The organism is Skermanella sp. TT6 (genome assembly GCF_016653635.2).
GTDB classification, from domain to species: domain Bacteria; phylum Pseudomonadota; class Alphaproteobacteria; order Azospirillales; family Azospirillaceae; genus Skermanella; species Skermanella cutis.
Map to the genome: position 1 here is coordinate 2,781,727 of NZ_CP067420.1, position 21,500 is coordinate 2,803,226.

The 21,500-nt window shown below is 67.1% G+C and carries 21 protein-coding genes; 7 read left to right on the forward strand and 14 right to left on the reverse strand.

Annotation, left to right across the window (positions count from 1 at the left end; genetic code table 11):
- Window positions 1–85 precede the first annotated feature (85 nt).
- Genes IGS68_RS13115 through IGS68_RS13135 form a run of 5 tightly spaced genes read right to left on the reverse strand, consistent with a single transcriptional unit; the run spans window position 86 to window position 4,240 of the window.
- Entirely contained in the window at window positions 86–787 is a 702-nt protein-coding gene (locus tag IGS68_RS13115) for a fumarylacetoacetate hydrolase family protein (protein ID WP_201080633.1), read from the reverse strand.
- Window positions 784–1,539 (reverse strand): ABC transporter permease, encoded by a 756-nt coding sequence (locus tag IGS68_RS13120; RefSeq protein ID WP_201080635.1) that lies wholly within the window; start codon window positions 1,537–1,539, stop codon window positions 784–786. Before IGS68_RS13120 ends, IGS68_RS13115 begins: the two co-directional genes overlap by 4 nt.
- A 22-nt stretch (window positions 1,540–1,561) precedes the next feature.
- Entirely contained in the window at window positions 1,562–2,365 is an 804-nt protein-coding gene (locus IGS68_RS13125) for an ABC transporter ATP-binding protein (RefSeq protein ID WP_201080637.1), read from the reverse strand.
- A complete protein-coding gene (locus tag IGS68_RS13130) occupies window positions 2,365–3,192 on the reverse strand; it encodes an ABC transporter permease (RefSeq protein WP_201080639.1) in 828 nt (275 codons plus the stop codon). The genes IGS68_RS13125 and IGS68_RS13130 overlap by 1 nt, the downstream gene beginning before the upstream one ends.
- Before the next feature lie 31 nt (window positions 3,193–3,223).
- Window positions 3,224–4,240 carry an ABC transporter substrate-binding protein gene (locus IGS68_RS13135; RefSeq protein ID WP_201080641.1) on the reverse strand — a complete coding sequence of 339 codons (1,017 nt, stop codon included), beginning with the start codon at window positions 4,238–4,240 and terminating at the stop codon, window positions 3,224–3,226.
- Window positions 4,241–4,433: 193 nt separating this feature from the next.
- Here IGS68_RS13135 and IGS68_RS13140 point away from each other — a divergent pair, with 193 nt between their 5' ends.
- The 3 genes from IGS68_RS13140 (at window position 4,434) to IGS68_RS13150 (ending at window position 6,400) form a co-directional block, all read left to right on the forward strand.
- Window positions 4,434–5,117, forward strand: coding sequence for a FadR/GntR family transcriptional regulator (locus tag IGS68_RS13140; protein WP_201080643.1), 684 nt, complete (start codon window positions 4,434–4,436; stop codon window positions 5,115–5,117).
- 117 nt (window positions 5,118–5,234) lie between these two features.
- Entirely contained in the window at window positions 5,235–5,843 is a 609-nt protein-coding gene (locus tag IGS68_RS13145) for an RpnC/YadD family protein (RefSeq protein ID WP_201080645.1), read from the forward strand.
- A 113-nt stretch (window positions 5,844–5,956) separates the two neighbouring features.
- Complete coding sequence (locus tag IGS68_RS13150) at window positions 5,957–6,400, forward strand: DUF4383 domain-containing protein (protein WP_201080647.1); 444 nt, start codon at window positions 5,957–5,959, stop codon at window positions 6,398–6,400.
- 106 nt (window positions 6,401–6,506) lie between these two features.
- On the opposite strand, the gene IGS68_RS13155 is transcribed toward IGS68_RS13150, so the two are convergent.
- From IGS68_RS13155 to IGS68_RS13165, 3 genes are all read right to left on the reverse strand, one after another.
- Window positions 6,507–6,923: a DUF2934 domain-containing protein gene (locus IGS68_RS13155; RefSeq protein ID WP_201080649.1), complete on the reverse strand. Its 417-nt coding sequence runs from the start codon at window positions 6,921–6,923 to the stop codon at window positions 6,507–6,509.
- A gap of 229 nt (window positions 6,924–7,152) precedes the next feature.
- Window positions 7,153–8,868, reverse strand: coding sequence for a cation acetate symporter (locus IGS68_RS13160; RefSeq protein ID WP_412766139.1), 1,716 nt, complete (start codon window positions 8,866–8,868; stop codon window positions 7,153–7,155).
- A 2-nt stretch (window positions 8,869–8,870) separates the two neighbouring features.
- Entirely contained in the window at window positions 8,871–9,176 is a 306-nt protein-coding gene (locus tag IGS68_RS13165; protein ID WP_201080653.1) for a DUF485 domain-containing protein, read from the reverse strand.
- Window positions 9,177–9,304: 128 nt separating this feature from the next.
- Here IGS68_RS13165 and IGS68_RS13170 point away from each other — a divergent pair, with 128 nt between their 5' ends.
- Window positions 9,305–12,679, forward strand: a complete 3,375-nt coding sequence (locus tag IGS68_RS13170) for a PAS domain-containing hybrid sensor histidine kinase/response regulator (protein ID WP_201080655.1) — start codon at window positions 9,305–9,307, stop codon at window positions 12,677–12,679.
- A 26-nt stretch (window positions 12,680–12,705) separates the two neighbouring features.
- Here the strand turns inward: IGS68_RS13170 and IGS68_RS13175 are convergent, their stop codons facing one another.
- The 4 genes from IGS68_RS13175 to IGS68_RS13190 all read right to left on the reverse strand — a co-directional run bounded on the left by IGS68_RS13175 (window position 12,706) and on the right by IGS68_RS13190 (window position 16,757).
- Complete coding sequence (locus tag IGS68_RS13175; protein ID WP_201080657.1) at window positions 12,706–13,389, reverse strand: response regulator transcription factor; 684 nt, start codon at window positions 13,387–13,389, stop codon at window positions 12,706–12,708.
- 86 nt (window positions 13,390–13,475) lie between these two features.
- Window positions 13,476–14,039, reverse strand: coding sequence for an RT0821/Lpp0805 family surface protein (locus tag IGS68_RS13180; protein ID WP_247881313.1), 564 nt, complete (start codon window positions 14,037–14,039; stop codon window positions 13,476–13,478).
- Window positions 14,040–14,085: 46 nt separating this feature from the next.
- Entirely contained in the window at window positions 14,086–14,562 is a 477-nt protein-coding gene (locus IGS68_RS13185; RefSeq protein ID WP_201080659.1) for an RT0821/Lpp0805 family surface protein, read from the reverse strand.
- 170 nt (window positions 14,563–14,732) lie between these two features.
- Window positions 14,733–16,757, reverse strand: coding sequence for a ComEC/Rec2 family competence protein (locus IGS68_RS13190; protein ID WP_201080661.1), 2,025 nt, complete (start codon window positions 16,755–16,757; stop codon window positions 14,733–14,735).
- Between the two features lie 85 nt (window positions 16,758–16,842).
- Between IGS68_RS13190 and gltX the strand changes: the two genes are divergently transcribed.
- The 3 genes from gltX (at window position 16,843) to IGS68_RS13205 (ending at window position 19,864) form a co-directional block, all read left to right on the forward strand.
- Complete coding sequence (gene gltX, locus IGS68_RS13195; protein WP_201080663.1) at window positions 16,843–18,249, forward strand: glutamate--tRNA ligase; 1,407 nt, start codon at window positions 16,843–16,845, stop codon at window positions 18,247–18,249.
- Window positions 18,250–18,351: 102 nt separating this feature from the next.
- A complete protein-coding gene (gene gltA / locus IGS68_RS13200) occupies window positions 18,352–19,650 on the forward strand; it encodes a citrate synthase (RefSeq protein WP_201080665.1) in 1,299 nt (432 codons plus the stop codon).
- Window positions 19,651–19,726: 76 nt separating this feature from the next.
- Window positions 19,727–19,864, forward strand: a complete 138-nt coding sequence (locus IGS68_RS13205; protein WP_201080667.1) for a hypothetical protein — start codon at window positions 19,727–19,729, stop codon at window positions 19,862–19,864.
- A 79-nt stretch (window positions 19,865–19,943) separates the two neighbouring features.
- Here IGS68_RS13205 and gloA read toward each other — a convergent pair whose 3' ends face one another.
- Both gloA and lpxB read right to left on the reverse strand, forming a co-directional pair.
- Window positions 19,944–20,339: a lactoylglutathione lyase gene (gloA, locus tag IGS68_RS13210; protein ID WP_201080669.1), complete on the reverse strand. Its 396-nt coding sequence runs from the start codon at window positions 20,337–20,339 to the stop codon at window positions 19,944–19,946.
- Between the two features lie 36 nt (window positions 20,340–20,375).
- Window positions 20,376–21,476, reverse strand: a complete 1,101-nt coding sequence (gene lpxB / locus IGS68_RS13215) for a lipid-A-disaccharide synthase (protein ID WP_371821912.1) — start codon at window positions 21,474–21,476, stop codon at window positions 20,376–20,378.
- Window positions 21,477–21,500: the final 24 nt, after the last annotated feature.

Sequence of the window (21,500 nt, forward strand, 5' to 3'; positions counted from 1 at the left end):
TACCCTGATACAGCGTCGAAAAATCGAAATCCAGGGAGCATCGTCGGCGGACGATGCTCCCTTTCGGCGGTTCGGGCCGGAAGGCTCAGACCACGGTGACGTTCAGCTCGGTGACCCCGTCGACGCCGCCGACCAGCACGTTGCCGCGCTTCACGCCGCCCACGCCGGCCGGAGTCCCGGTGAAGATGACGTCGCCGGCGGCCAGGGTGAAGTAGTCGGACAGGTAGCTGATCATCTCCGGCACCTTCCAGATCATCTGGTTGAGGTCGCCTTCCTGCCGCTGCTCGCCGTCGCACTTCATCCAGACGCGACCCTGGGTCGGGTGGCCGATCTCCGTGACCGGGATGATCTCGCTGCACGGGGCGGATGCCTCGAACGCCTTGCCGATCTCCCACGGGCGGCCGAGCTTCTTGGCCTCGCCCTGGAGGTCGCGCCGGGTCATGTCGAGCCCGACGCCGTAGCCGAAGACATGGTCGAGCGCCCGGTCGATCGGGATGTTCTTGCCGCCCTTGGACAGCGCCACCACCATCTCGATCTCGAAATGCACGTCCTCGGACCGGTCCGGGTACGGGAACTTGCCGTCGGTGACCAGGTTGTCCGGGTTCTTCTGGAAGAAGAACGGCGGCTCGCGGTTGGGATCGTGGCCCATCTCGATCGCGTGGGCGGCGAAGTTGCGGCCGATGCAGTAGATGCGATGGACCGGAAAGCGCGCGTCGGAGCCGCGGATCGGCAGGCTGGGGATGGCAGCGGGCTCGAAGGCCCAGCGGCCGTTGCTGTTTGCACTCATTGACGGACTCCAGCGTAGTATTCGATGCGTTTTTCGATGGCGCCGACCAGTTCGGACACCAGGATGGCGAAAGCGAAGACGAGGATGGTCAGCGCCCAGAACCGCTCCATCAGGAAGTTGCGGGAGTACAGTTCGAACAGCTCACCATAACCGATGATCGAGACGAGAAGCTGTCCGATCACCACCCCCTTCACGCCGCGGATCATGCCCAGGCGGATGCCGGCGAGAATCTCCGGCAAGGCCGCCCACAGCAGGATCTTCAGATACACGTCCCGTCGCCGGGCGCCGAAAGACCGGCTCATCTCCACGAGAGAGCCGGAGATGTGCTTCACTCCGGCCTGGGTGTCCAGCGCGATGATCCAGACCGCGAACAGGAACACCGTCGCGACGATGGTGGCGTCGCCCAGGCCGAACAGGATCATCAGGATCGGCACCAGCGCCGACAGCGGAGCGCTGACGAACAGGTTCACCCACATGCCGAGGAGCCGGTCGGCGGCGCGGAACCGGCCCATCAGGACGCCCAGCGCCACGCCGACCACGATCGCCAGAACCATGCCGAGAACGAAGCTGCGCAGCGTCACGGCCGTGGCCGACTGGAACTGCGGCGACTGCACCAGCTCCACCATGGCCGCCAGGACCGCCGTGAAAGGCGGGATCAGGAACATCAGGTCCAGGCGGCCGACCAGTTCCCACAGCAGGCACCAGACCAGCAGCGAGGACATCATGGGCACGCGGTAGCCGAACAGGGTCATGGCCGTCTTCCCCCTTCCCCGCTCACTCGACGAACCGCTTCAGGCCGTCCCAGATATCCTCGATGGTATCCAGGTAGCGCCTGTCCCGGCGGATCTCGTCGGGGGTGCCGTCGCGCGGGATGTCGGGCCTGATGATCCGCGACACCCGGCCGGGACCGCGCGACAGCAGGACGATCCGGTCGGAGACATAGACGGCCTCCTCGATGCTGTGGGTCACGAAGATGAAGGTCTTGCGCTGCACCCGGCGCAGGCTCAGCAGGTCCTCCTGGAACTTGCGGCGGGTCTGCTCGTCCACGGCCGAGAACGGCTCGTCCATCAGAAGCACGTCGGCGTCCACGGACAGCGCGCGGGCCAGCCCCACCCGCTGGCGCATGCCGCCGGACAGTTCGTGCGGGTAGCGCTCCTCGAAACCGGCAAGACCGACCTCGGCGATGTAGCGCCGGGCGATCTCGTGGCGCTGGGCCTTCGGCATCCCCCGGAGCTCCAGCCCGAAGGCGACGTTGCGGATGACGGTCGCCCAGGGCATCAGCGCGAAGTCCTGGAAGACGAAGGCGCGCTCCGGCCCCGGCCCCGTGACCGGGCGTCCCTTGACCAGGACCTCGCCTTTCGACGGCTCGATCAGGCCGGCGATCATCTTCAGCAGGGTGGTCTTGCCGCAGCCGCTGGGTCCGAGCAGCGAGATCAGTTCGCCGCGGGGAAAGTCCAGGTCGATCTCCTTCAGCGCCTCGAAGGTGCCGTAGAACTTCGACAGGCCGCGGACCTCGACGATGTTGTCGGCCTTGGCCGGAGCGGGCATTTCGTGGATGCGGGGCATGGCGGCCGGCATCAGGCGATCTCCCTCTTCTCGGGACGGAACAGCGACACTTCGAGGCGCTGCAAGCACCCGACCGTGACCGCGGAGAAAACGATGATGGAGGTGATGGTCGCGTACATCTCGGCATAGTTGGCGACCGAGCGGTGATAGGTGATCAGGTCGCCGATGCCGGTCGGCGTGATCAGGAGCTCGGCCAGCACGATGCCGATGAAGCCGGCGGAGATGCCCAGCCGGAGACCCGCGAAGATCAGCGGGCTGGCGTCGGGAATGACGATCTTCGCGACCTGCTGCCAGCGGGTTCCCTGGAAGGAGCGGCACATGGCGACCAGCGACGGATTGACGTTGCGGACCGCCTTGTAGCAGTTGAGCACGATCACCGGCAGGGCCAGCACGCAGACCGACAGCACCTTGGACGTCATGCCGATGCCGTAGACGAAGGTGATCAGGGGGATCAGCGCCGCCATGGGAGCCGCCTGCATCACGATGAAGACCGGTGCCGCCAGCCACTCGGCCATCGGCTTCAGCCCCATCAGGATGCCGATGCCGACGCCGATGACGGCGGAGATTACGATGCCGATGACCAGCGGCTGCAACGTGGTGGCGTAGGCGGAAATCAGGCTGCCGTCCAGGACCATCCCGACGAAGGCCATGAAGGTCTGGGAGAACGGCGGCAGCGCATAGTTGACCGGGATCTGTCCCGCCACCTCCCAGACGCCGCAGAACAGCGCCAGGGAGAGCAGCCGCCACAACAAGGTATGGTCGCGCGTGGCGGCCCAGCGGACGAAGGCGGGAGCGGGACCGATCGGGGGACCGGCCTTGTGGACGAGAAGCTGGGACATGACGGGTCCTTGTTTGCGGCGTCGGCCGGCGTCAGCGCCGGCCGACCTTCTGGAGCGCCTGGGACAAGGGCTCCAACGTCCAGAAATCCGCCACCTTCAGGCTCGCCGGATCGCCCTGGAGCTGGCCCGCCACGCTGTAGAACTCGAAATCGTCCCGGGCCGCGTCTTCCCCGCCGCCGTTGGCCGGGAACAGGCCGACATCCGCCGCATCCTTGTAATAGGGTTCCATGTCGGCGGCGACTTCGGCCGGAAGGTCGGGGAGCAGGTTGTATTTCTGGCGGAACTCGGTGACGACGGCGGGCTCGGCGTTGATTTCCCGGAAGGTGTTCAGCAGTTCCTCGGTCAGGATGTTTACCGAGTCCCGCTCGCGTTCCAGGAAGTTGGTGTTGGCGTAGAGCGCCTCGTCGCTGGCGTCTATGCCCTCCACCGGCAGCACCTTGAACTTGCCGGGAGCCTGCGCCTGGAGCAGGCGCCAGCCGGCTGAATCGACGATGGTCGCCCTGACGTTGCCCTGGAGGAGCGCCCCGGTGCGAACCTCCGAGCCCGGGACGTAGCTGACCTGGCCGTAGCGGATGTCGTTCTTCTTGGCCAGCAGGTTCATGATCGCCTCGGTGCCGGACCCGCGGGAATGGACCGCGATCTCCTGGCCATCCAGATCCTTCCAGTCCTGGTAGAACTCCGTGTTGACCACGGGATAGAAGCGCAGCGTGCTCATCTGGTAGAAGATCCGGATCGGCGCGCGGACTTTCTGGAGAAGCGCATAGGGCGTGCCGACGCCGATGTCCGCCTGACCGCCGACCACCGCCTGCGCGGCGATGTCCTCGGATTTCAGGTAGGTGATGTCGATATCGACGCCGCGCTCCTTGGCCCGCTCGATCGCGGTCAGGAAGCCAAGCGCCTCGACCGAAGCGATGTCGCCGAAGGCGATGCGGATCTTTCCGGCCGCTTCGGCGCCGATCGGTATCGCCGACAGGCCGATGGCCACGACGAGCGCCGCGCCGGCGCGAGCCACTGATTTGGACAGGACGTTCCGATTTAACAGAGCCATGGCTTCCTCCCTATAGGTTCGCCAGTCACCGGATATCTGCGGGCTGTACCCGCGGGCCGGGTTGATCCCGACCATTCTTAACCAATGAATGAATGGTAAAGCTTGGTTTAAGATCGAGTCAAGCGATATGGCTTGATTTCTGAGTTTGGTTTGAAGATCATGACTGACCAATCACGAAATTGGTTGAGGCTTCATGACGACCAACGGTGTCGATCCGCAAGGCACGCTGACCCAGCTCCGGGCATTCCTGGCGCAGGCGCCGCTGACGGTGGACAGCCGCCTGCCGCCCGAACGGGAACTCTGCCGGCAGCTCGGAGTCAGCCGCGGCGAGCTGCGCAAGGCCCTGGCGACCCTGGAGGCGGAAGGTCAGTTGTGGCGCCATGTCGGCAAGGGCACCTTCATCGGCAGCCGGCCGACGGAGAGCCTGGCCGACCTTTCCGTCACGACCAGCAGGACCAATCCGGCCGAGGTCATGCAGACGCGGCTGCTCATCGAGCCGGAGATCGCGCGGATGGCGGCGCTCAACGCGACGGCGGCGGACATCGCGGAAATGCGGACCTGCATGGCGCGGTCACGGACGGCGACCACCTGGCGCCAGTACGAGAGCTGGGACAACCGCCTTCACCGGTCGATCGCCGAGGCCACGCGGAACACGCTCCTGCTGACCATCTTCGACACGCTCAACGCCGTCCGGCGCGCGGTGGCCTGGGGACGCCTCCGCGCCAACAGGACTCAGCCCGATCCCCAGCACCACAGCTTCGCGGAGCACGAGGCGATCGTGGCCGCCATCGCGGATCGGGACATGGAGCAGGCCGCCCAGGCGATGCGCCGCCACCTCCAGACGGTGGAGCGCAAGCTTTTGAACCAGCACCAGTAGCAGGAACCCCCGGGCGACAACCGGACGCACCTGGACCGCCTTGCGGGACATGCCGATGCAGTCCAGAAGAGCCGTACGACAGGCGGCAGTTCCCACCACGATCATACCGAAACGACTTTGCTTGGTCGCCCGGCCATCGCCGGGATCTTCCTGCGCGAGCGACTGCCGCCCGAGATCGTGGACCTCATGTCACCCGACTCCCCTGTGCTGCTTTTCTACCGCATAGGCTTGCGAAGCGGCGGCAGCGCGCTTGTCCTGGTCCTGATCGAACATGACGGCCGCGGGCGCCCGACATCCGCCGTGCTGTCCAAGTTCCTGCGCTGGATCGCGCTGACCGGAGGGGACTTTCGACGCCGGCTGCTTGCCTTGGCCACCGACGAGGTCTATCGCGACGACAGGATCGTCCAGCTTTTTATCTACATGATCAATGTCTATACCGATCTGGATCGGCCAACCCTGGACATGCTTACGGCCCCCTTGTCGAAAGCGGAGCGCGACGAAGTGGCGACGATGGCGCAACGACTCTACGCGGACGGCAAAGCCGATGGGCGCGCGGAAGGCAAGACGGAACCGTTGCTTGAGATGCTCGAATACCGCTTCGGCCCGGTTCCGAGCGAAGTTCGGAGTCACGTATCACGTCTGGATCCCGGTTCCATCACCCTGATGGTTCGACGGGCCATGGAGGCGGCCTCCCTGGAACAGGTTCTGAACCCGCGGAAAGACTGACAAATCCGACGGGTCCGCCACGACTCGAGACGCGAAGGATTTTGGGAACCCTGAGGATTTCGCACTGTTGGGCGGCGAGACACGTCCAGTGCAACCTTTGGGGAAATCCAGCCATGAGCACACGCTACTTCTCACTCGTCTTGGGAATCGTATTCCTTCTGATCGGCGTCGCCGGCTTCGTTCCCGGGCTGATGCACATGCCTGAACACACTGCCGACGTGGAAGTGACCGAGAACTTCGGTCGCCTGTTCGGCCTGTTCCCGGTCAATATCCTTCACAACGTCGTCCATATCGCCTTCGGCATCTGGGGTATCGCCGCCTACCGGAGCTATGCCGGCGCGCGCAGCTATTCCCGGGCCGTGGCGGTGATCTATGCCGTCCTGGCGGTCATGGGCCTCATCCCGGGGCTGAACACGACCTTCGGCCTGATCCCGCTTTATGGCCACGACGTGTGGCTGCATGCCGTCATCGCCATCGCCGCCGCTTACTTCGGGTTCGCCGCGAAGGACACCGAGGTGGGCCACAACACCACGACGACGACCACGCACCGGATCTGAGGTCCGGCTCCAGGAGGCGGACCTGGAGGAAAAAGCCGTATGATGCCGTCCGGAACGACCGGGCGGCATCGCTGCGACCGGGGCAAGCGGCGATGCGGCGGCCGCGTCAGGCCTTCGCCGAACGTTTCGGCTTCTCCGAAGCGCCCTTGGGCGCGTCCGACGCGGTCTTGGGCAGGGCTGCCTTCCTGCCCTTCGCCTTCGGCTCTGGCGGCGGCGCCTCCTCGGCCTTGGGCGCCGCGGCCTTCCGGGCACGGGGCTTGCGGGCCGGCGGTGCCTCGGCCGGCGGCGCCTCCTCCGCGGCGGAGCCGTCGGTCGATAGGGCCGCTTCCGCGGATCCCAGTTGACGGCCGAGATCGTCGGTCGGGGCGGCAGGATCGGCGGCATCGTCGACCCAGCCATCCTCGGCCCTGATTTCCTGCACGGCCATGTGCCAGTGCACGTCGCCGCGCCCGTCCGGGCGCCCTTCGCGCTCCCAGATCTCGTAAGCCCGCTGCTTGATCCGGTCTTCCTGTTCAGGCGACATGAAATCCTCCTCGTCTGCTTGTTTCGGATCAGGTTGTTTTGGCCCAAAACACATGCCACCTCACGATGTTCCTGGAAAGGAAAATCGACGGTTTCAAAGGCTTACCGGTGTCTCAGCGTCACGAGGGTGGCACAAGGAAAACGCCCCGGGAAGATATCTTCCCGGGGCGTCGCGGTTGGTCGGTCGGAAGGGCCTGTCGAACGCCCTCCCAAGGCCCGCCGGTTGAAGCTCAGTGGGCCGATGCCCCTTCCGCGCCGATGCCGGTCTGGGAGCGGATGTACTGGGCTTCGAACGCCCGCTCCTCGTCGGCCGCGTTCTGGCTCTTGTCCAGCACCGAGAACAGCCAGGATCCGAAGAACGCCAGGGTGACCGAGAAGATCGCCGGGTTGTCGTAGGGGAAGGGAGCGCTGCCCTTGGGGTGGGCGAGCACGCTTTCCCAGACGGTCGGCCCCAGGATGACCATCACGGTGGCGCTGATCAGCCCCATGAAGCCGCCGATCAGGGCGCCGCGGGTGGTCAGCTTGCTCCAGAACATCGACAGGAAGATGATCGGGAAGTTGGCCGAGGCGGCGATCGCGAAGGCGAGGCCCACCATGAAGGCGATGTTCTGCTGCTCGAAGGCGATGCCCAGGATGATCGCCAGGACGCCGAGGCAGACGGTCGCGATCTTGGAAACCCGGATCTCCTGCTGCTCGTTCACCCGGCCGCGGCGGAACACGGAGGCGTAGAGATCGTGCGACACGGCGGACGCGCCGGCCAGGGTCAGGCCCGACACCACCGCCAGGATGGTGGCGAAGGCGACGGCCGAGATGAAGCCGAGGAACAGGTCGCCGCCGACGGCGCGGGCGAGATGGACGGCCGCCATGTTGGTGCCGCCGATCATGTTGGTGATCGGGTTGACCGTACCGTCGGGACCGGGCCGGAAGAATTCCGGATTGTTCATCAGCAGGACGATGGCGCCGAAGCCGATGATGAAGGTCAGGATATAGAAGTAGCCGATGAAGCCGGTGGCGTAGAAGACCGACTTGCGGGCTTCCTTGGCGTCGGCGACGGTGAAGAAGCGCATCAGGATGTGCGGCAATCCTGCGGTGCCGAACATCAGCGCGATGCCCAGCGAGATCGCCGAGATCGGATCGCTCACGAGAGTGCCGGGCTGCATGATCGAAACATGCTTCGGATGGATGTCCACGGCCGCCTGGAACAGCGCCCCGACGTTGAAGTTGTAGTTGACGAGCACCATGATCGCCATGAAGGAGGCGCCGGACAGCAGCAGGACCGCCTTGATGATCTGCACCCAGGTGGTGGCGAGCATGCCGCCGAAGGTGACGTACATGATCATCAGCACGCCGACCAGGACGACCGCATAGGCATACTGCAAGCCGAACAGGAGCTGGATGAGCTTGCCGGCGCCGACCATCTGGGCGATCAGGTAGAGCGCCACGACGACCAGGGAGCCGGAGGCCGCGAGGGTGCGGATGGGGGTCTGCCGCAGGCGGTAGGAGGCGACGTCGGCGAAGGTGTACTTGCCGAGGTTGCGCAGCTGCTCCGCGATCAGGAACAGGATGATCGGCCAGCCGACCAGGAAGCCGATCGAGTAGATCAGCCCGTCGAAGCCCGAGGTGTAGACCAGCGCCGAGATGCCCAGGAACGAGGCGGCCGACATGTAGTCGCCGGCGATCGCCAGGCCGTTCTGGAAACCGGTGATGCCGCCGCCGGCGGCGTAGAAGTCCTTGGCCGACTTGGTCTTGGACGCGGCCCAGTAGGTGATCCCCAGCGTTCCCGCCACGAAGGCCAGGAACATGACGATGGCGGTCCAGTTGGTCGCCTGCTGCTGGACGGCGCCGCTGATCGCGTCGGCGGCGAAGGCCGGGCCGGCAGCGGTCAGGATGGAGGCGACGCCAAGGGCCGCCAGGGCGCCCGAGGCCGCGCTTCCCCGCGGAGTCATTCTCATTGCCTGCTCTCCTCGATGATCTGCCGGTTCAGCTCGTCGAACTCGCTGTTGGCGCGGCGCACATAGATGCCGGTCAGCAGGAACGCCGAGAGGATGATCACGATGCCGAAGGGAATGCCCAGCGTGATCACGCCGTAGACCGGAACGCCGAGCAGCGAAGGGAAGAAAGCAACGATCAGGATGAAGCCGTAGTAAAGCGCCAGCATCAGGATGGACAGTTGCCAACCAAACTTTGTGCGCTTTTGGGTTAGTTCAGCGAATTTGGGGTTGTTTCTGATCTTGCGCGTCAATTCTTGTCGCATTCGGGGTCTCCTCGGAAGGCTGTTTTTCGTGGCCGCCCTCATCGTGAACAAGCTTTAATACTAGAGCCCCGTCGTTGGGAGCCCCGACCTTGGTCTAGGGGGCGAAATTATTTTGCGGGTTGGGGGTCATGGAGACCTGGATCGTTGCGCTCGTGTCGCTCGGGACGCTTTGCGTCTTGTTCGCCGTCGCCTGGCAGGGCGATCGCTGGTCCTCGGCCGGCCGGGGCGCATCCAGGGCGCCGATCCTCTACTCCCTGAGCCTGGCGGTCTATTGCACGTCATGGACCTTCTACGGGTCGGTAGGACGGGCCAGCGTCAGCGGCTTCGATTTCCTGCCGATATATCTCGGCCCGATACTGATGCTGGGCCTCGGTTCCCGGGTGCTTGCGCGGATGGTCCGAATCGCCAAGGCGGAGAACGTCGTCTCGATCTCCGACTTCCTGGCGGCGCGCTACGGCAAGAGCCAGACCGTGGCGGCGCTGGTCACCGTCACGGCGGTGGTCGGCGTGATGCCCTATCTGGCGCTCCAGCTGAAGGCCATCACGATCAGCTTCGAGGCCCTGACCGGGGCCGAGGCCGGCGACCGCCTGATCTCGACCGACACCGTGATGCTGGTGACCGCGGCGATGGCGGTGTTCTCGATCCTGTTCGGCGTCCGGCACATCCACGCCAACGAACACCATCGCGGCCTCGTGCTGGCGGTCGCCTTCGAATCGGTGGTGAAGCTGGCGGCTTTCCTGATCGTCGGCGGGGTGGTCACCTTCGCGATCATGGGCGGCCCCGGCACCCTTTGGGAGAGGGTCTCGGCCCATCCCGACCTGCGCGGGATGCTCGTGCCGGACCTGGGGCGCTGGAGCTGGTGGACCATGACGCTGCTTTCCGCCTTCGCGATCCTGTGCCTGCCGCGGCAGTTCCACGTGGCGGTGGTGGAGAATGTCCATGTCGACGACGTGAAGGCGGCCTCCAGGCTGTTCCCGCTCTATCTCGTGGTGATCAACCTGTTCGTGATGCCGGTGGCGCTGGCCGGCGTCCTGCTGTTCCCGGACGGCACTGTCTCCGCCGACACCTTCATGGTGTCGATCCCGATGTCCGAGGGCTGGCCGGCCGTCGCCCTGATCGCCTTCGTCGGCGGACTGTCGGCCGGAACCGGAATGATCATCGTCGCCGCGGTGACGCTCAGCACCATGGTCTGCAACGACGTCGTGGTCCCGGCCCTGCTCCGGCTGCGGCCGGGCACCGCCGCGTGGCGCGACGATCCGGCGCGCATGCTGCTGCTCATCCGGCGGTCCGCCGTGGTCGGCATCCTGGCGCTCGCGTATGGTTTCCACCGGCTGATCGGCGCCGCGTACCCGCTGACCACCATCGGTCTCGTCTCGTTCGCCGCCGTGGCCCAGTTCGCCCCGGCCCTGTTCGGCGGTTTGGTCTGGCGGCGCGGCAACCGCGCCGGGGCCATCGGCGGCATCGCCGCGGGTTTTTCGGTCTGGGCCTATACCGCCCTGCTGCCCTCCCTGGCGGATGCCGGCTGGATGGACGCCGCGTTGCTGGTGGAAGGACCGCTGGGCGTCGGCTGGCTGAATCCCCGCGCCCTGCTGGGCATGCCCGGCCCCGATCCGCTGACCCATTCCGTCCTGTGGAGCCTCGGGCTGAACCTGACCTGCTACGTCGCCCTGTCGCTCGTGGTTCCGCAGCGCGACGTCGAGAAGCAGCAGGCCGAGCGGTTCGTCGCGATGCGATCCGACGGCAGGTCCGGTGCGGTCCGGGGCATGACCCGCGTGGCCGACCTTCATGCCCTGGCGGCCCGCTATGTCGGCAGCGAGAGGGCCGACGCCGTCTTCGCCGGGCGGCCCGGATGGCTCGACAAGGCCGATGCCGAAGCGGTCCGGCTCACCGAGAACCTGCTGGCGGGGGCCCTGGGATCGGCCTCCGCCCGCATCGTCGTAGCCGGCATGCTGAAGGGCGGCCGTCTGTCGCCGCTCGACGCGCGGTCGATGCTGGACGAGGCCTCCCAGGCGATCCTGGCCAAGCATGACCTGCTGCGCGCGACGCTGGAGAACATCCACCAGGGCGTCTGCGTCGTCGATCGCGACGACAGGGTGATGACCTGGAACCGGCGGTTCGTCGCCTTGAACGGGTTGCCCGAGGGTCTGCTGAAAGCCGACATGCCGCTGTCCGAGATCATGGGAAGCGGGCTCGTGCGCTCCGGACGGTTCGAGCGGCGGCAGCCCGACGGCACCGTCCTGGAGGTGGCGGCGGATCCGATGCCGGACGGCGGCTTCGTGATGACCTGCACCGACGTGACCGAGCGCCACCGGACGGCCGCCGCCCTGCGGGAGGCGAACGAGGGGCTGGAGCGGCGGATCGAGGAGCGCACCTCCGACCTTGCCGCGGCCAAGGCCGAGGCCGAGCGGGCCAACCGGAGCAAGACCCGCTTCCTGGCCGCCGCCGGCCACGACCTGATGCAGCCTCTCCACGCGGCTCGCCTGTTCCTTTCGGCCCTGGCCGAGCGGGACGCCGACCCGCTGATCGGCCAGGTCGACGCGTCCCTGCGGTCGGTCGAGGAACTGCTCGGCGAATTGCTGGACGTTTCCAAACTGGATTCCGGCGTCGTGACCGCCAAGACGGTCGATTTCCGCATCGACGACGTGCTGGGCCCGCTCCGCGACGAGTTCACCGTGCTCGCCGCGCGGCACGGGCTGGGTCTCCGCATGGTCGCCTCGACCGCGGCGGTGAGCAGCGATCCCGCCCTTCTCCGCCGTATCCTGCAGAACTTCCTGGCGAACGCGATCCGCTATACCGGGTCCGGCCGGGTCCTGCTCGGCTGCCGTCGAAAGCGCGGCGGATTGCGGATCGAGGTGTGGGACACGGGCGTCGGCATTCCCGACGACAAGCTGAACGACATCTTCGTGGAGTTCCGGCAGCTCGACGACGTCCCGGCGGAACGCGGCAAGGGGCTGGGGCTGGGCTTGAGCATCGTCGAGCGCCTGGCCGGCATCCTGGGCCACAAGGTGACGGTCCGGTCCGAGCGCGGCCGCGGAAGCTGCTTCGCGATCGACGTGCCCTATGCCGCCGCCGCCGTGATCCTGCGGCGCCAGCCTTCCCGGCGGCCCAGCCGGGATTTCGGCGCGGCGCTGGTCCTGTGCATCGACAACGACCCCGCCGTGTCGCGCGGCATGGCGACCCTCCTGGAGGGCTGGGGCTGCCGCGTGGTGACCGCCGCCGACGCCCGGAGCGCGCTGGCGGCGCTGGACGGGCGGATTCCCGACGCCATCCTGACCGACTACCACCTCGATTTCGGCTCGACCGGCCTCGATGCGCTGGAAGAGCTGGAAAGGCACCTCGGAACGTCCGTCCCGGCCGCCCTGATCACCGCCGACCATGGTCACGCGGTCCAGGAAGAGGCCGCCGCCCGGGGCATCGCGCTGGCCCGCAAACCGCTCCGCCCCGGCGCGTTGCGGGCCCTCGTGGCGCAGCTGGTCGCACGCGCCCGCCAAGCCGCGGAATAGTCCGCCGTGTCGGGTCGGCGATACCGTCAGGCCGGCGAGATCCGCCCGGCCACGGGCTCGTCGCGGGGAGCCTCGACCACGAGGCGCCCGGCGGCGATGATCACCTGCGTGCGGCTGTGCAGGCCCAGCTTTCGCAGGATGACGGTCACGTGGGCCTTCACGGTCGCCTCGGATACGGCGAGCTCGAAGGCGATCTGCTTGTTCAGCTTGCCCGCCGTGATCCCCGAGAGGACGCGGAGCTGCTGCGGCGTCAGGGAGGCGATGCGTTCCGCGAAGTCCGAGTCGGGAACCGGATCGGGCGGGGCTTCCCCCTCGATCGCGGGAAACCAGTCGCCGCCTTCCAGGACGGCGTGCAGCGCCTCGGAGATCGTCTCGATCGGCGCCGATTTCGGAACGAAGCCCGAGGCGCCGTATTCCAGCGAGCGCTGGATCGTCATCCCGTCCTCCAGCGCGGAGACGACGATCACCGGAATCGCCGGATGCTCGCCGCGCAGGAGGAACAGGCCGATGAAGCCGTTCATGCCCGGCATGTGCAAGTCGAGCAGGATCAGGTCGATGGCGTCCCGGCGGCTGCCGACGATATCCATCACCTGGTCGAAGTTCCCGGCCTCGATCAGGGCTGCGTCCGGCAGGGACTGGGCGACGGCGTGCCGGAGAGCCGCCCGCATCAGCGGGTGGTCGTCGGCTATGAGTATACGATATGCCGGCATGTCGGCTCTTTCGCGTTTCGCTCCCGGAAACCGATTATCGGGTTTCGGGCCGGCCGCCACAACGAAAGCATACGGCTATATCCGCATCAGCCGACGATTCTCCAGGTCCCGTCCGGCTGCTGGCAGGCCTGACCGAAGGCCGACTGCGCCCTGCCGCCGACCACGACCTGCTGCTGGAACTCCCGGCAATAGGCGCCCGAGGTCGACCAGCCGTCCCGCGTGGTCCGGATGGCTCCCATGTTGCCGGTCTGGGGATTGCTCCACTGGACCGGCATCCCGACCGGCGCCGAATAGGCGTGCGCCGCCGCCTGGCGGGCATAGGCCTCGTCGGCCCGGTCCAGCGATCCGCCGATGCCGGAGCCGACGAAGGCCCCCAGCAGCGTGCCCGCGCCGACCGCCGCGAGCCTGCCCGTCCCGCCGCCGATGCGGGACCCGGCGAAGCCGCCCAGCGCCGCGCCGCCCAGCGTCCCGAAGGTCTGCTTGGTTCCCGAGCCGAGCCCGAGGGCGCCGCCGGACAGGAGACCGGGGGAGAGACTGACCCCGGTTCCGACGTTGAAGCCGTTGTAGCCGGTGCCGTAGCCGACGCCGGCGTAGGGCGTGCATCCGGCGACCAGCGCCATGACGGTGATCGCCGCGATCGGATTTCTCATGGGGTCTCCTTCCCGGCGGTTCTCCGCTCCCGGGTGCCCGGCAGCGTCAGGAGACGATCTGCCAGGTGCCGTCCTGCTGCTGGCAGGCACGGCCGGTCGCCTGCTCCGCCCGTCCGCCGACATAGATCGTCTGGTTGAACTCGCGGCAATACTGCCCCGTCTGCGTGTTTCGGCCTTCGCGGATCGGGGTCACCGTCCCGTAGTTGCCGCTCTCCGGGTTCTGCCAGCGGATGGTCTCGCCGACGGGCGCGCTATAGGCCCGGTCGGCCGCCTGGGTCGCATAGGCCTGGTCGGCCCGGTCGAGCGACCTTCCGACTTCGCCGCCGAGCAGCGCCCCGAGGAGGACGCCGCCCGCGGTCATCGCCAGCTGTCCCCTGCCCTTGCCGAACTGCGCCCCGGCCAAGCCGCCGGCCGCCGCACCGCCCAGGGTACCCACGCCCTGCTTCGTGCCGATCCCGTCCGCGCAGCCGGCGGTGGCCAGCAGGGATCCGGACAGGAAGATGGAAAGGACGAGCTTACGCATTAATCACCTCTGAACATCGTGTCAGAGGTGTAAACACCCGAAAGGCTCCATCAAGCCAGCGCCCGAAAGGGGTAGTTCGCCGTACCGCTACCGCGCGCGGCCTTCTTGCGGTACTCCGACGGCGCCCGTCCAGGGGCGCCGTCCGCGATGGGCGGCCACCGTATCGACCTTCACGGCCCCCGATTCCAGCCGGATCGCGTGGGCCCGTCGCGACGCAGTCTCCAGAGGTCGATCACCAATCCGGCGGCGCAGCCGCGCGGCGCCGGATCGGCGGAAATCACGATGTCGGCCACCGCGCAGTCCTCCGCCAGCACCTGCCGGGACCTTGCCAGCGCCACGGTGTGGCCTTTCGAGCGATAGAGGCAGCCGAACCCGTCGCAGGTCAGCATGCCGCCGGCGCCGGTACCCTGCCGCGGCCAGACGCCGGCCTGGAGCGCCCCGTCGCGGCGAAGCCAGACCTCGGCGGCGAAACGGCCGGCGTTGCGCGACGACAGGGAGAGCGCGCCGGACGCATCGCGGACCGCCATCAGCTTGCCGGCCTCGTCCACCATGATGTCGGGCCGGTCGTCCAGCGCCAGCGTCAGGAGACCGGCAACAATAGGTGGAATTCCCAGCAGGCGCCACCATTGCCGCCAGATGGACAGCCACAAGCCGCCGCAAGCCATGACGGGAAGGGCGAATCCGGGCATGGCCGCGACCAGTTGGGACGCTCCCGGCAGATCGGCGGTGACCCGCGCGGTCTCGATGATCACCGTGACGCCCCAGCCCATGCCCGTCAGCGGCAGCTGTTCGAGGCCGAACGGCATCGCCAGGTAGACGACGAGGCAGAGCGGCATCACCCAGAACGAGGTGACCGGCACGGCGACCATGTTGGCGAGCACGCCGTAGTACTGCACCTGCTGGAAATGGAACATCGAGAAGGGCGTGGTGGCGAGGCTCGCGATCACCGACGTCAGCGCGATGCCGGCGAGGTGGAGCGCCGCCCGCCCGACCGGCCCCGTCTCCCGTCGCATCCGGGTCCACCGGGGGCTGATCACCTCGTAGGCCGCGATCAGGGCCACGACGGCGCCGAAGGACATCTGGAAGCTGGCGCCGAGCAGGCTTTCCGGCTCCTTCAATACGAGGACCGTCGCCGCGAAGGCGATCAGGCGCATGCTGAACGGGTTGCGGTCCATCAGGATGGCGGCCAGCGCGAGCCCCGTCATCAGCACCGAGCGCTCGGTAGGGACCGGCGAGCCGACCACCAGCATGTAGCAGAAGGCGGCCGCCATGGCGGCGACGGCGGCGATCTTCTTGATCGGCCGGTTCAGCGCCACCGACTCGACCAGCGCCAGGAGGGCTCGGACCGCGAAGAACACGAGGCCGGCGACCAACCCGACGTGAAGGCCGGAGATCGAGAGCAGGTGGGCAAGGCCGGACCCGCGGAAATCCTCCATCACCTGCTCGGGAATGGCGGTCTGCTGGCCGGTCATCAGGGCCGCGATCACCCCGCCTTCCGCGCCGCCCACCGCCTCGTCGATCCGCAGGGCCATGGCGAGGCGCACGCGCTCGGACCGGGCCATCAGGTCGGCCCAGCGCCCGGTCGGCACCGGCTCCACCCGTTCCACGCGCCCGACCGCGTATCCGACCCCGCCGATTCCGGCGAAGAAGGCCGTCCTGGCGAAGTCGTAGGCTCCGGGGGCCACCGGGACTCCGGGCGGGCCGACCACGGCAGGGATCCGAACCCGCTCGCCCGGCGCCGGCAACTGGGCGGCATCGCGCAGCCGCACGCGGACCAGGCGGGGCGTCGCGTCGGGCTCCACCCGCGGGATCGACAGGTCGCCCAGCAGGATCCGGCCGCCCTTCTCCAGCCGGTCGGTGGCGATCACCCGGCCGGTCAGGGGCACAGGGCCGATTTCCCGCGCCAGGATCGGTGCCGCCACCGACGCCGTCCGGATCTGGGCGGCTGCGAAGCCCAACGCCACCGTCAGGAGCGCCAGGCAGGCGAGAGGCGCCGCCACCCGGCGCCGCGCCAGGACCGCCGCAGCGACGAGGAGCAGCGCGGCGGTCGGGCCGGTCCATCCCGGAGGCTCGGCGGGCAGCGCGAAATAGCCGGCGACGCCGATCCCGATGCCGACCGGCACCCAGAGGATCCAGCGGTCCCGCTCCGCCGCGAGGCAGCCGGCGAGCGCATGCAGAGCAAGCCTTACCATCATCCCGCCGGTTGGGGTGCATGTCGGGCACCTATGTGCTATGTCAGCCGTTACCATTTTGTCAGTGCAGATCGGAATTGCGGTTACGATGTCCGTCGTCACGCGTTTTGCGCCCTCGCCCACCGGGTTTCTCCATATCGGCGGGGCGCGTACGGCCCTCTTCAATTGGCTGTTCGCCCGCCACCACGGCGGCACCTTCCTGTTGCGCATCGAGGATACCGATCGCGCCCGCTCCACGGACGCGGCGGTCGAGGCGATCCTCGACGGACTGAAATGGCTGGAACTCGACTGGGACGGCGAAGCCGTCTCCCAGTTCGAGCGGCGGGACCGGCATGCCGAGGTGGCCCATCGGATGCTGGAATCCGGTCACGCGTACCGCTGCTATGCCAGCCAGGAAGAGCTGGAAGCCATGCGCGCGGCACAGAAGGCGGCGGGCCAGCCGATGCGATACGACGGCCGCTGGCGCGACCGCGACCCGTCCGAAGCTCCCGCCGGGGTCGCCCCGGTGGTCCGGCTGAAGGCGCCGCAGGAGGGCGAGACCGTCGTCCAGGACCATGTCCAGGGCGAGGTGCGGGTGCAGAACGCGCAGCTCGACGACATGGTCCTGCTGCGGGCCGACGGCACGCCGACCTACATGCTGTCGGTCGTGGTGGACGACCACGACATGAACGTGACCCATGTGATCCGCGGCGACGACCACCTGACCAACACCTTCCGTCAGGTGCAGATCTACCGTGCCATGGGATGGGACCTGCCCGAATTCGCGCATATCCCTCTCATTCATGGGGCCGACGGCGCGAAACTGTCGAAACGCCACGGTGCCCTGGGTGTTGACGCCTACAGGGACATGGGTTACCTGCCCGAGGCGGTACGCAACTACCTGCTCCGTCTCGGCTGGGGGCATGGCGACGACGAGATCATCTCGACGGAGCAGGCGATCGAGTGGTTCGACCTCGGCGGGATCGGGCGGTCGCCGTCCCGGTTCGACTTCGCCAAGCTGGACAACCTGAACGCCCACTACATGCGGCTGGCCGATGACGGCCGCCTGACCGGGCTGATCACGCCGATCATCGAGACCAGGCTCGGCAGGACGATCGGACCTTCGGGACGCGACCTGTTGACGCGGGCCATGCCGGGCCTGAAGCAGCGGGCCAAGACGCTTGTCGAGCTCGCCGAGTCTGCACAATTCTACGTTGCAGCAAGGCCGATCGAGGTGACGGGAAAGGCGGCCGACCTGGTGGCCGGGGACGGAGCCGCCCTGCTCGCCGATCTGGCGGACGAGCTGCGGCCATTCGACGCTTGGAATTCGACCGACATAGAGACGAAAGTAAGGGAATTCGCGGAGAACCGGGGTCTGAAGCTGGGCAAGGTGGCGCAGCCGCTCAGGGCGGCGTTGTCGGGCTCGACAATTTCTCCACCCATTTTCGAGGTTGCAGAGTTATTAGGGAAAACCGAAACCCTCGCGCGCATTGCTGATGTTGCGCAGCCGCGCTAGGGCCGACGCGCTGCGTTGCCAAGACCGCTTTGCAGCATTATTCTCTCCTGATATGAGACGGTCCGGGGAAATCCGAGGCCGCAATCACAAGGAAGTGCCGAGATGAGCCAGAAAACGGTTACGCTGACTGATAACAGCACCGGGAAATCCTATAACTTTCCGGTACTTGAAGGCACGACCGGTCCGGAAGTGATCGATATTCGCAAGCTTTATGCCGAAACCGGATATTTCACCTACGATCCGGGCTTTACCTCGACCGGCAGTTGCGAATCCAAGATCACCTACATCGACGGCGATGAGGGTATTCTGCTGCACCGCGGCTATGCCATCGAGGATCTGGCCGAAAACTGCAATTTCCTGGAAGTCTGCTATCTGCTGCTCCACGGCGAGCTGCCCTCGCCCGACCAGCTCGCCACCTTCGACAAGACCATCACCTACCACACGATGGTCCATGAGCAGATCAACTACTTCCTGCGGGGCTTCCGCCGCGACGCCCACCCGATGGCGGTCCTGTGCGGCGTGACCGGCGCCCTGTCGTCCTTCTATCACGACAGCACCGACATCGAGGATCCGCACCAGCGGATGATCGCCTCCCACCGGCTGATCGCCAAGCTGCCGACCATGGCGGCCATGGCCTACAAGTACTCGGTCGGACAGCCCTTCATGTACCCGCGGAACGATCTCAGCTATGCCGAGAACTTCCTGTACATGACCTTCGGCGTGCCCTGCGAGACGTTCAAGGTGAACCCGATCCTGGCCAAGGCGATGGACCGGATCTTCATCCTGCACGCCGACCACGAGCAGAACGCCTCGACCTCGACCGTCCGCCTTGCCGGCTCGTCGGGCGCCAACCCGTTCGCCTGCATCGCCGCCGGCATCGCGTCCCTGTGGGGTCCCGCCCATGGCGGCGCCAACGAGGCCGTGCTGAAGATGCTGCAGGAGATCGGCGACAAGGACCGGATCCCCGAGTTCATCAAGCGCGCCAAGGACAAGAACGACAGCTTCCGCCTGATGGGCTTCGGCCACCGGGTCTACAAGAACTTCGACCCCCGCGCGCAGGTCATGCGCAAGACCTGCCACGAGGTGCTCGGCGAGCTCGGCATCAAGAACGATCCGCTGCTGGACATCGCGATGGAACTGGAGCGCATCGCGCTCGAGGACGATTACTTCATCGAGAAGAAGCTCTACCCGAACGTCGACTTCTATTCGGGCATCATCCTGAAGGCCATGGGCTTCCCCACCAGCATGTTCACCGTGCTGTTCGCGGTCGCCCGCACCGTCGGCTGGATCGCCCAGTGGAAGGAAATGATCGAGGATCCGGGGCAGAAGATCGGCCGCCCGCGTCAGCTCTATACCGGTGCGACGCACCGGCAGTTCGTTCCGCTGAACGAGCGTGGCTAACCGGCGAACCACGCCTCATTTCGGCTCGGGCGGTTCCGATGGATCCGCCCGGAAGCCCCCTGTCGCGATCGCGACGATGCGGGGAACGCGGCATCTCGGTACGCCGGCGAACGACAACCGTGCGCCGATGCGCCTCCGGCTGATCCGCCTGGTCAAGCTGGTCCTGCTGATCGCCGCGGTCGGCGGTATGCTCTGGTACCTGCTGCGGCAGTGATCGGCCGGCGATCCGTCCTGTCCGGAAGGACCGGCGAAAGGGCGCCCCTCCCCGTGCGGGAAAGGGCGCCTTTTTCCTGTCAGCTCCGCTCGATCAGCTCGACCTTGTAGCCGTCCGGGTCCTCGATAAAGGCGATGACCGTCGTGCCGTGCTTCATCGGGCCGGGCGGGCGCGGGATCTTCACCCCTTCCGCCTCCAGCTCCTTGCAGGTGGCATAGATGTCCGGCACCCCGATCGCGATATGGCCGTAGGCGCTGCCGAGATCATAGGGTTCCTTCTGGTCCCAGTTGTGGGTGAGTTCCAGGACCGTATGGTCGGACTCCTCGCCGTAGCCGACGAAAGCCAGGGTGAACCGGCCGCCCTCGTAGTCGTTGCGGCGCAGCAGCTTCATGCCGAGCAGGCGGGTGTAGAAATCGATCGACTTGTCCAGGTCGTAGACCCGGAGCATCGTGTGCAGCATGCGGAACTTGGCCATAGGTGTCCCTCCTTTTTTCTGACCTTCCAATTAACGTTATACCGCCCCCTTCCGCCCCTTCACGACCGCGAGAACCACGTCGGCGGCCCGTTCGCTCGGCGGCGGCCCGCCAAGCCCCAGCCACCGCGCCACCTCGGCGACCCCCTCCCGCTGTTCCCGACGAGCCTCCGGATCGTCCAGCAGCTTCGTGACGGCGGCATCGAGCTTCTCCGGGGTGCAGTTCTCCTGCAGCAGTTCCGGGACCAGCATGCGATCCAGCATGATGTTGACGAGGTTCGCGTACTTGACGCGGATGAAGCGGCGGTACAGGCCGATCGTGACGGGATGCATGCGGTAGGCGATCACCGCCGGCAGGCGAGCCAGCGCCAGTTCCAGCGCCACCGTGCCTGAAGCCGCCAAGGCCGCCTCCGATGCCGCGAAGGCATCGTATTTGCCCTGGTCCCCCTCGACGAGGATCGTCCGTACCGGCCAGGAGGATATCTCCGAGGCGACGCTGTCGCGCACATGCGGAACAGTCGGGACGGCAATCACCAGACCCGGATAGCGCGGCGCCAGGAGCCTGATCGTCTCCCGGAAATCCGGCAGGAGTCGGCTGATCTCGCTCCGCCGGCTGCCCGGCAGCACCGTCAGCAGCCGGTCCGCCGTCGCGATGCCGTGGGCGGCGCGGAACCGGGCGCCGTCGCCCGACGCGGCCCCTCCCTCGACGATGGGATGCCCCACGAAGGTGCAGGGCAGGCCCTCCCGCTCGAAATAGGGCGGCTCGAAAGGAAGCAGCGCCAGCAGATGGTCCAGCACCCGGGCGACTTTCCGCGCCCGCCCGGGCCGCCACGCCCATACGCTCGGAGCCACGTAATGCACGAACGGGATCCCCTGCCCCTTGAGCCGCTTCGCGATGCGAAAGCAGAAGTCGGGCGCATCGATCGTGACGACCACGTCCGGCCGGAGGCGGCGGATCTCCGCCGCGGTCTGGGCCAGCCGCCGGATCAGGTTGGGCAGCTTCGGCACCAGTTCCGCGATGCCCATCAGCGACAGTTCATGGAGGGGGAACAGCGTGTCGAGCCCTTCGGCGATCATGCGCTCCCCGCCGATGCCGGCGAACCGGACGGGACCTCCGGCACGGCGCTTCAGGGCGGCCATCAGTCGCGCGCCCAGGAGATCGCC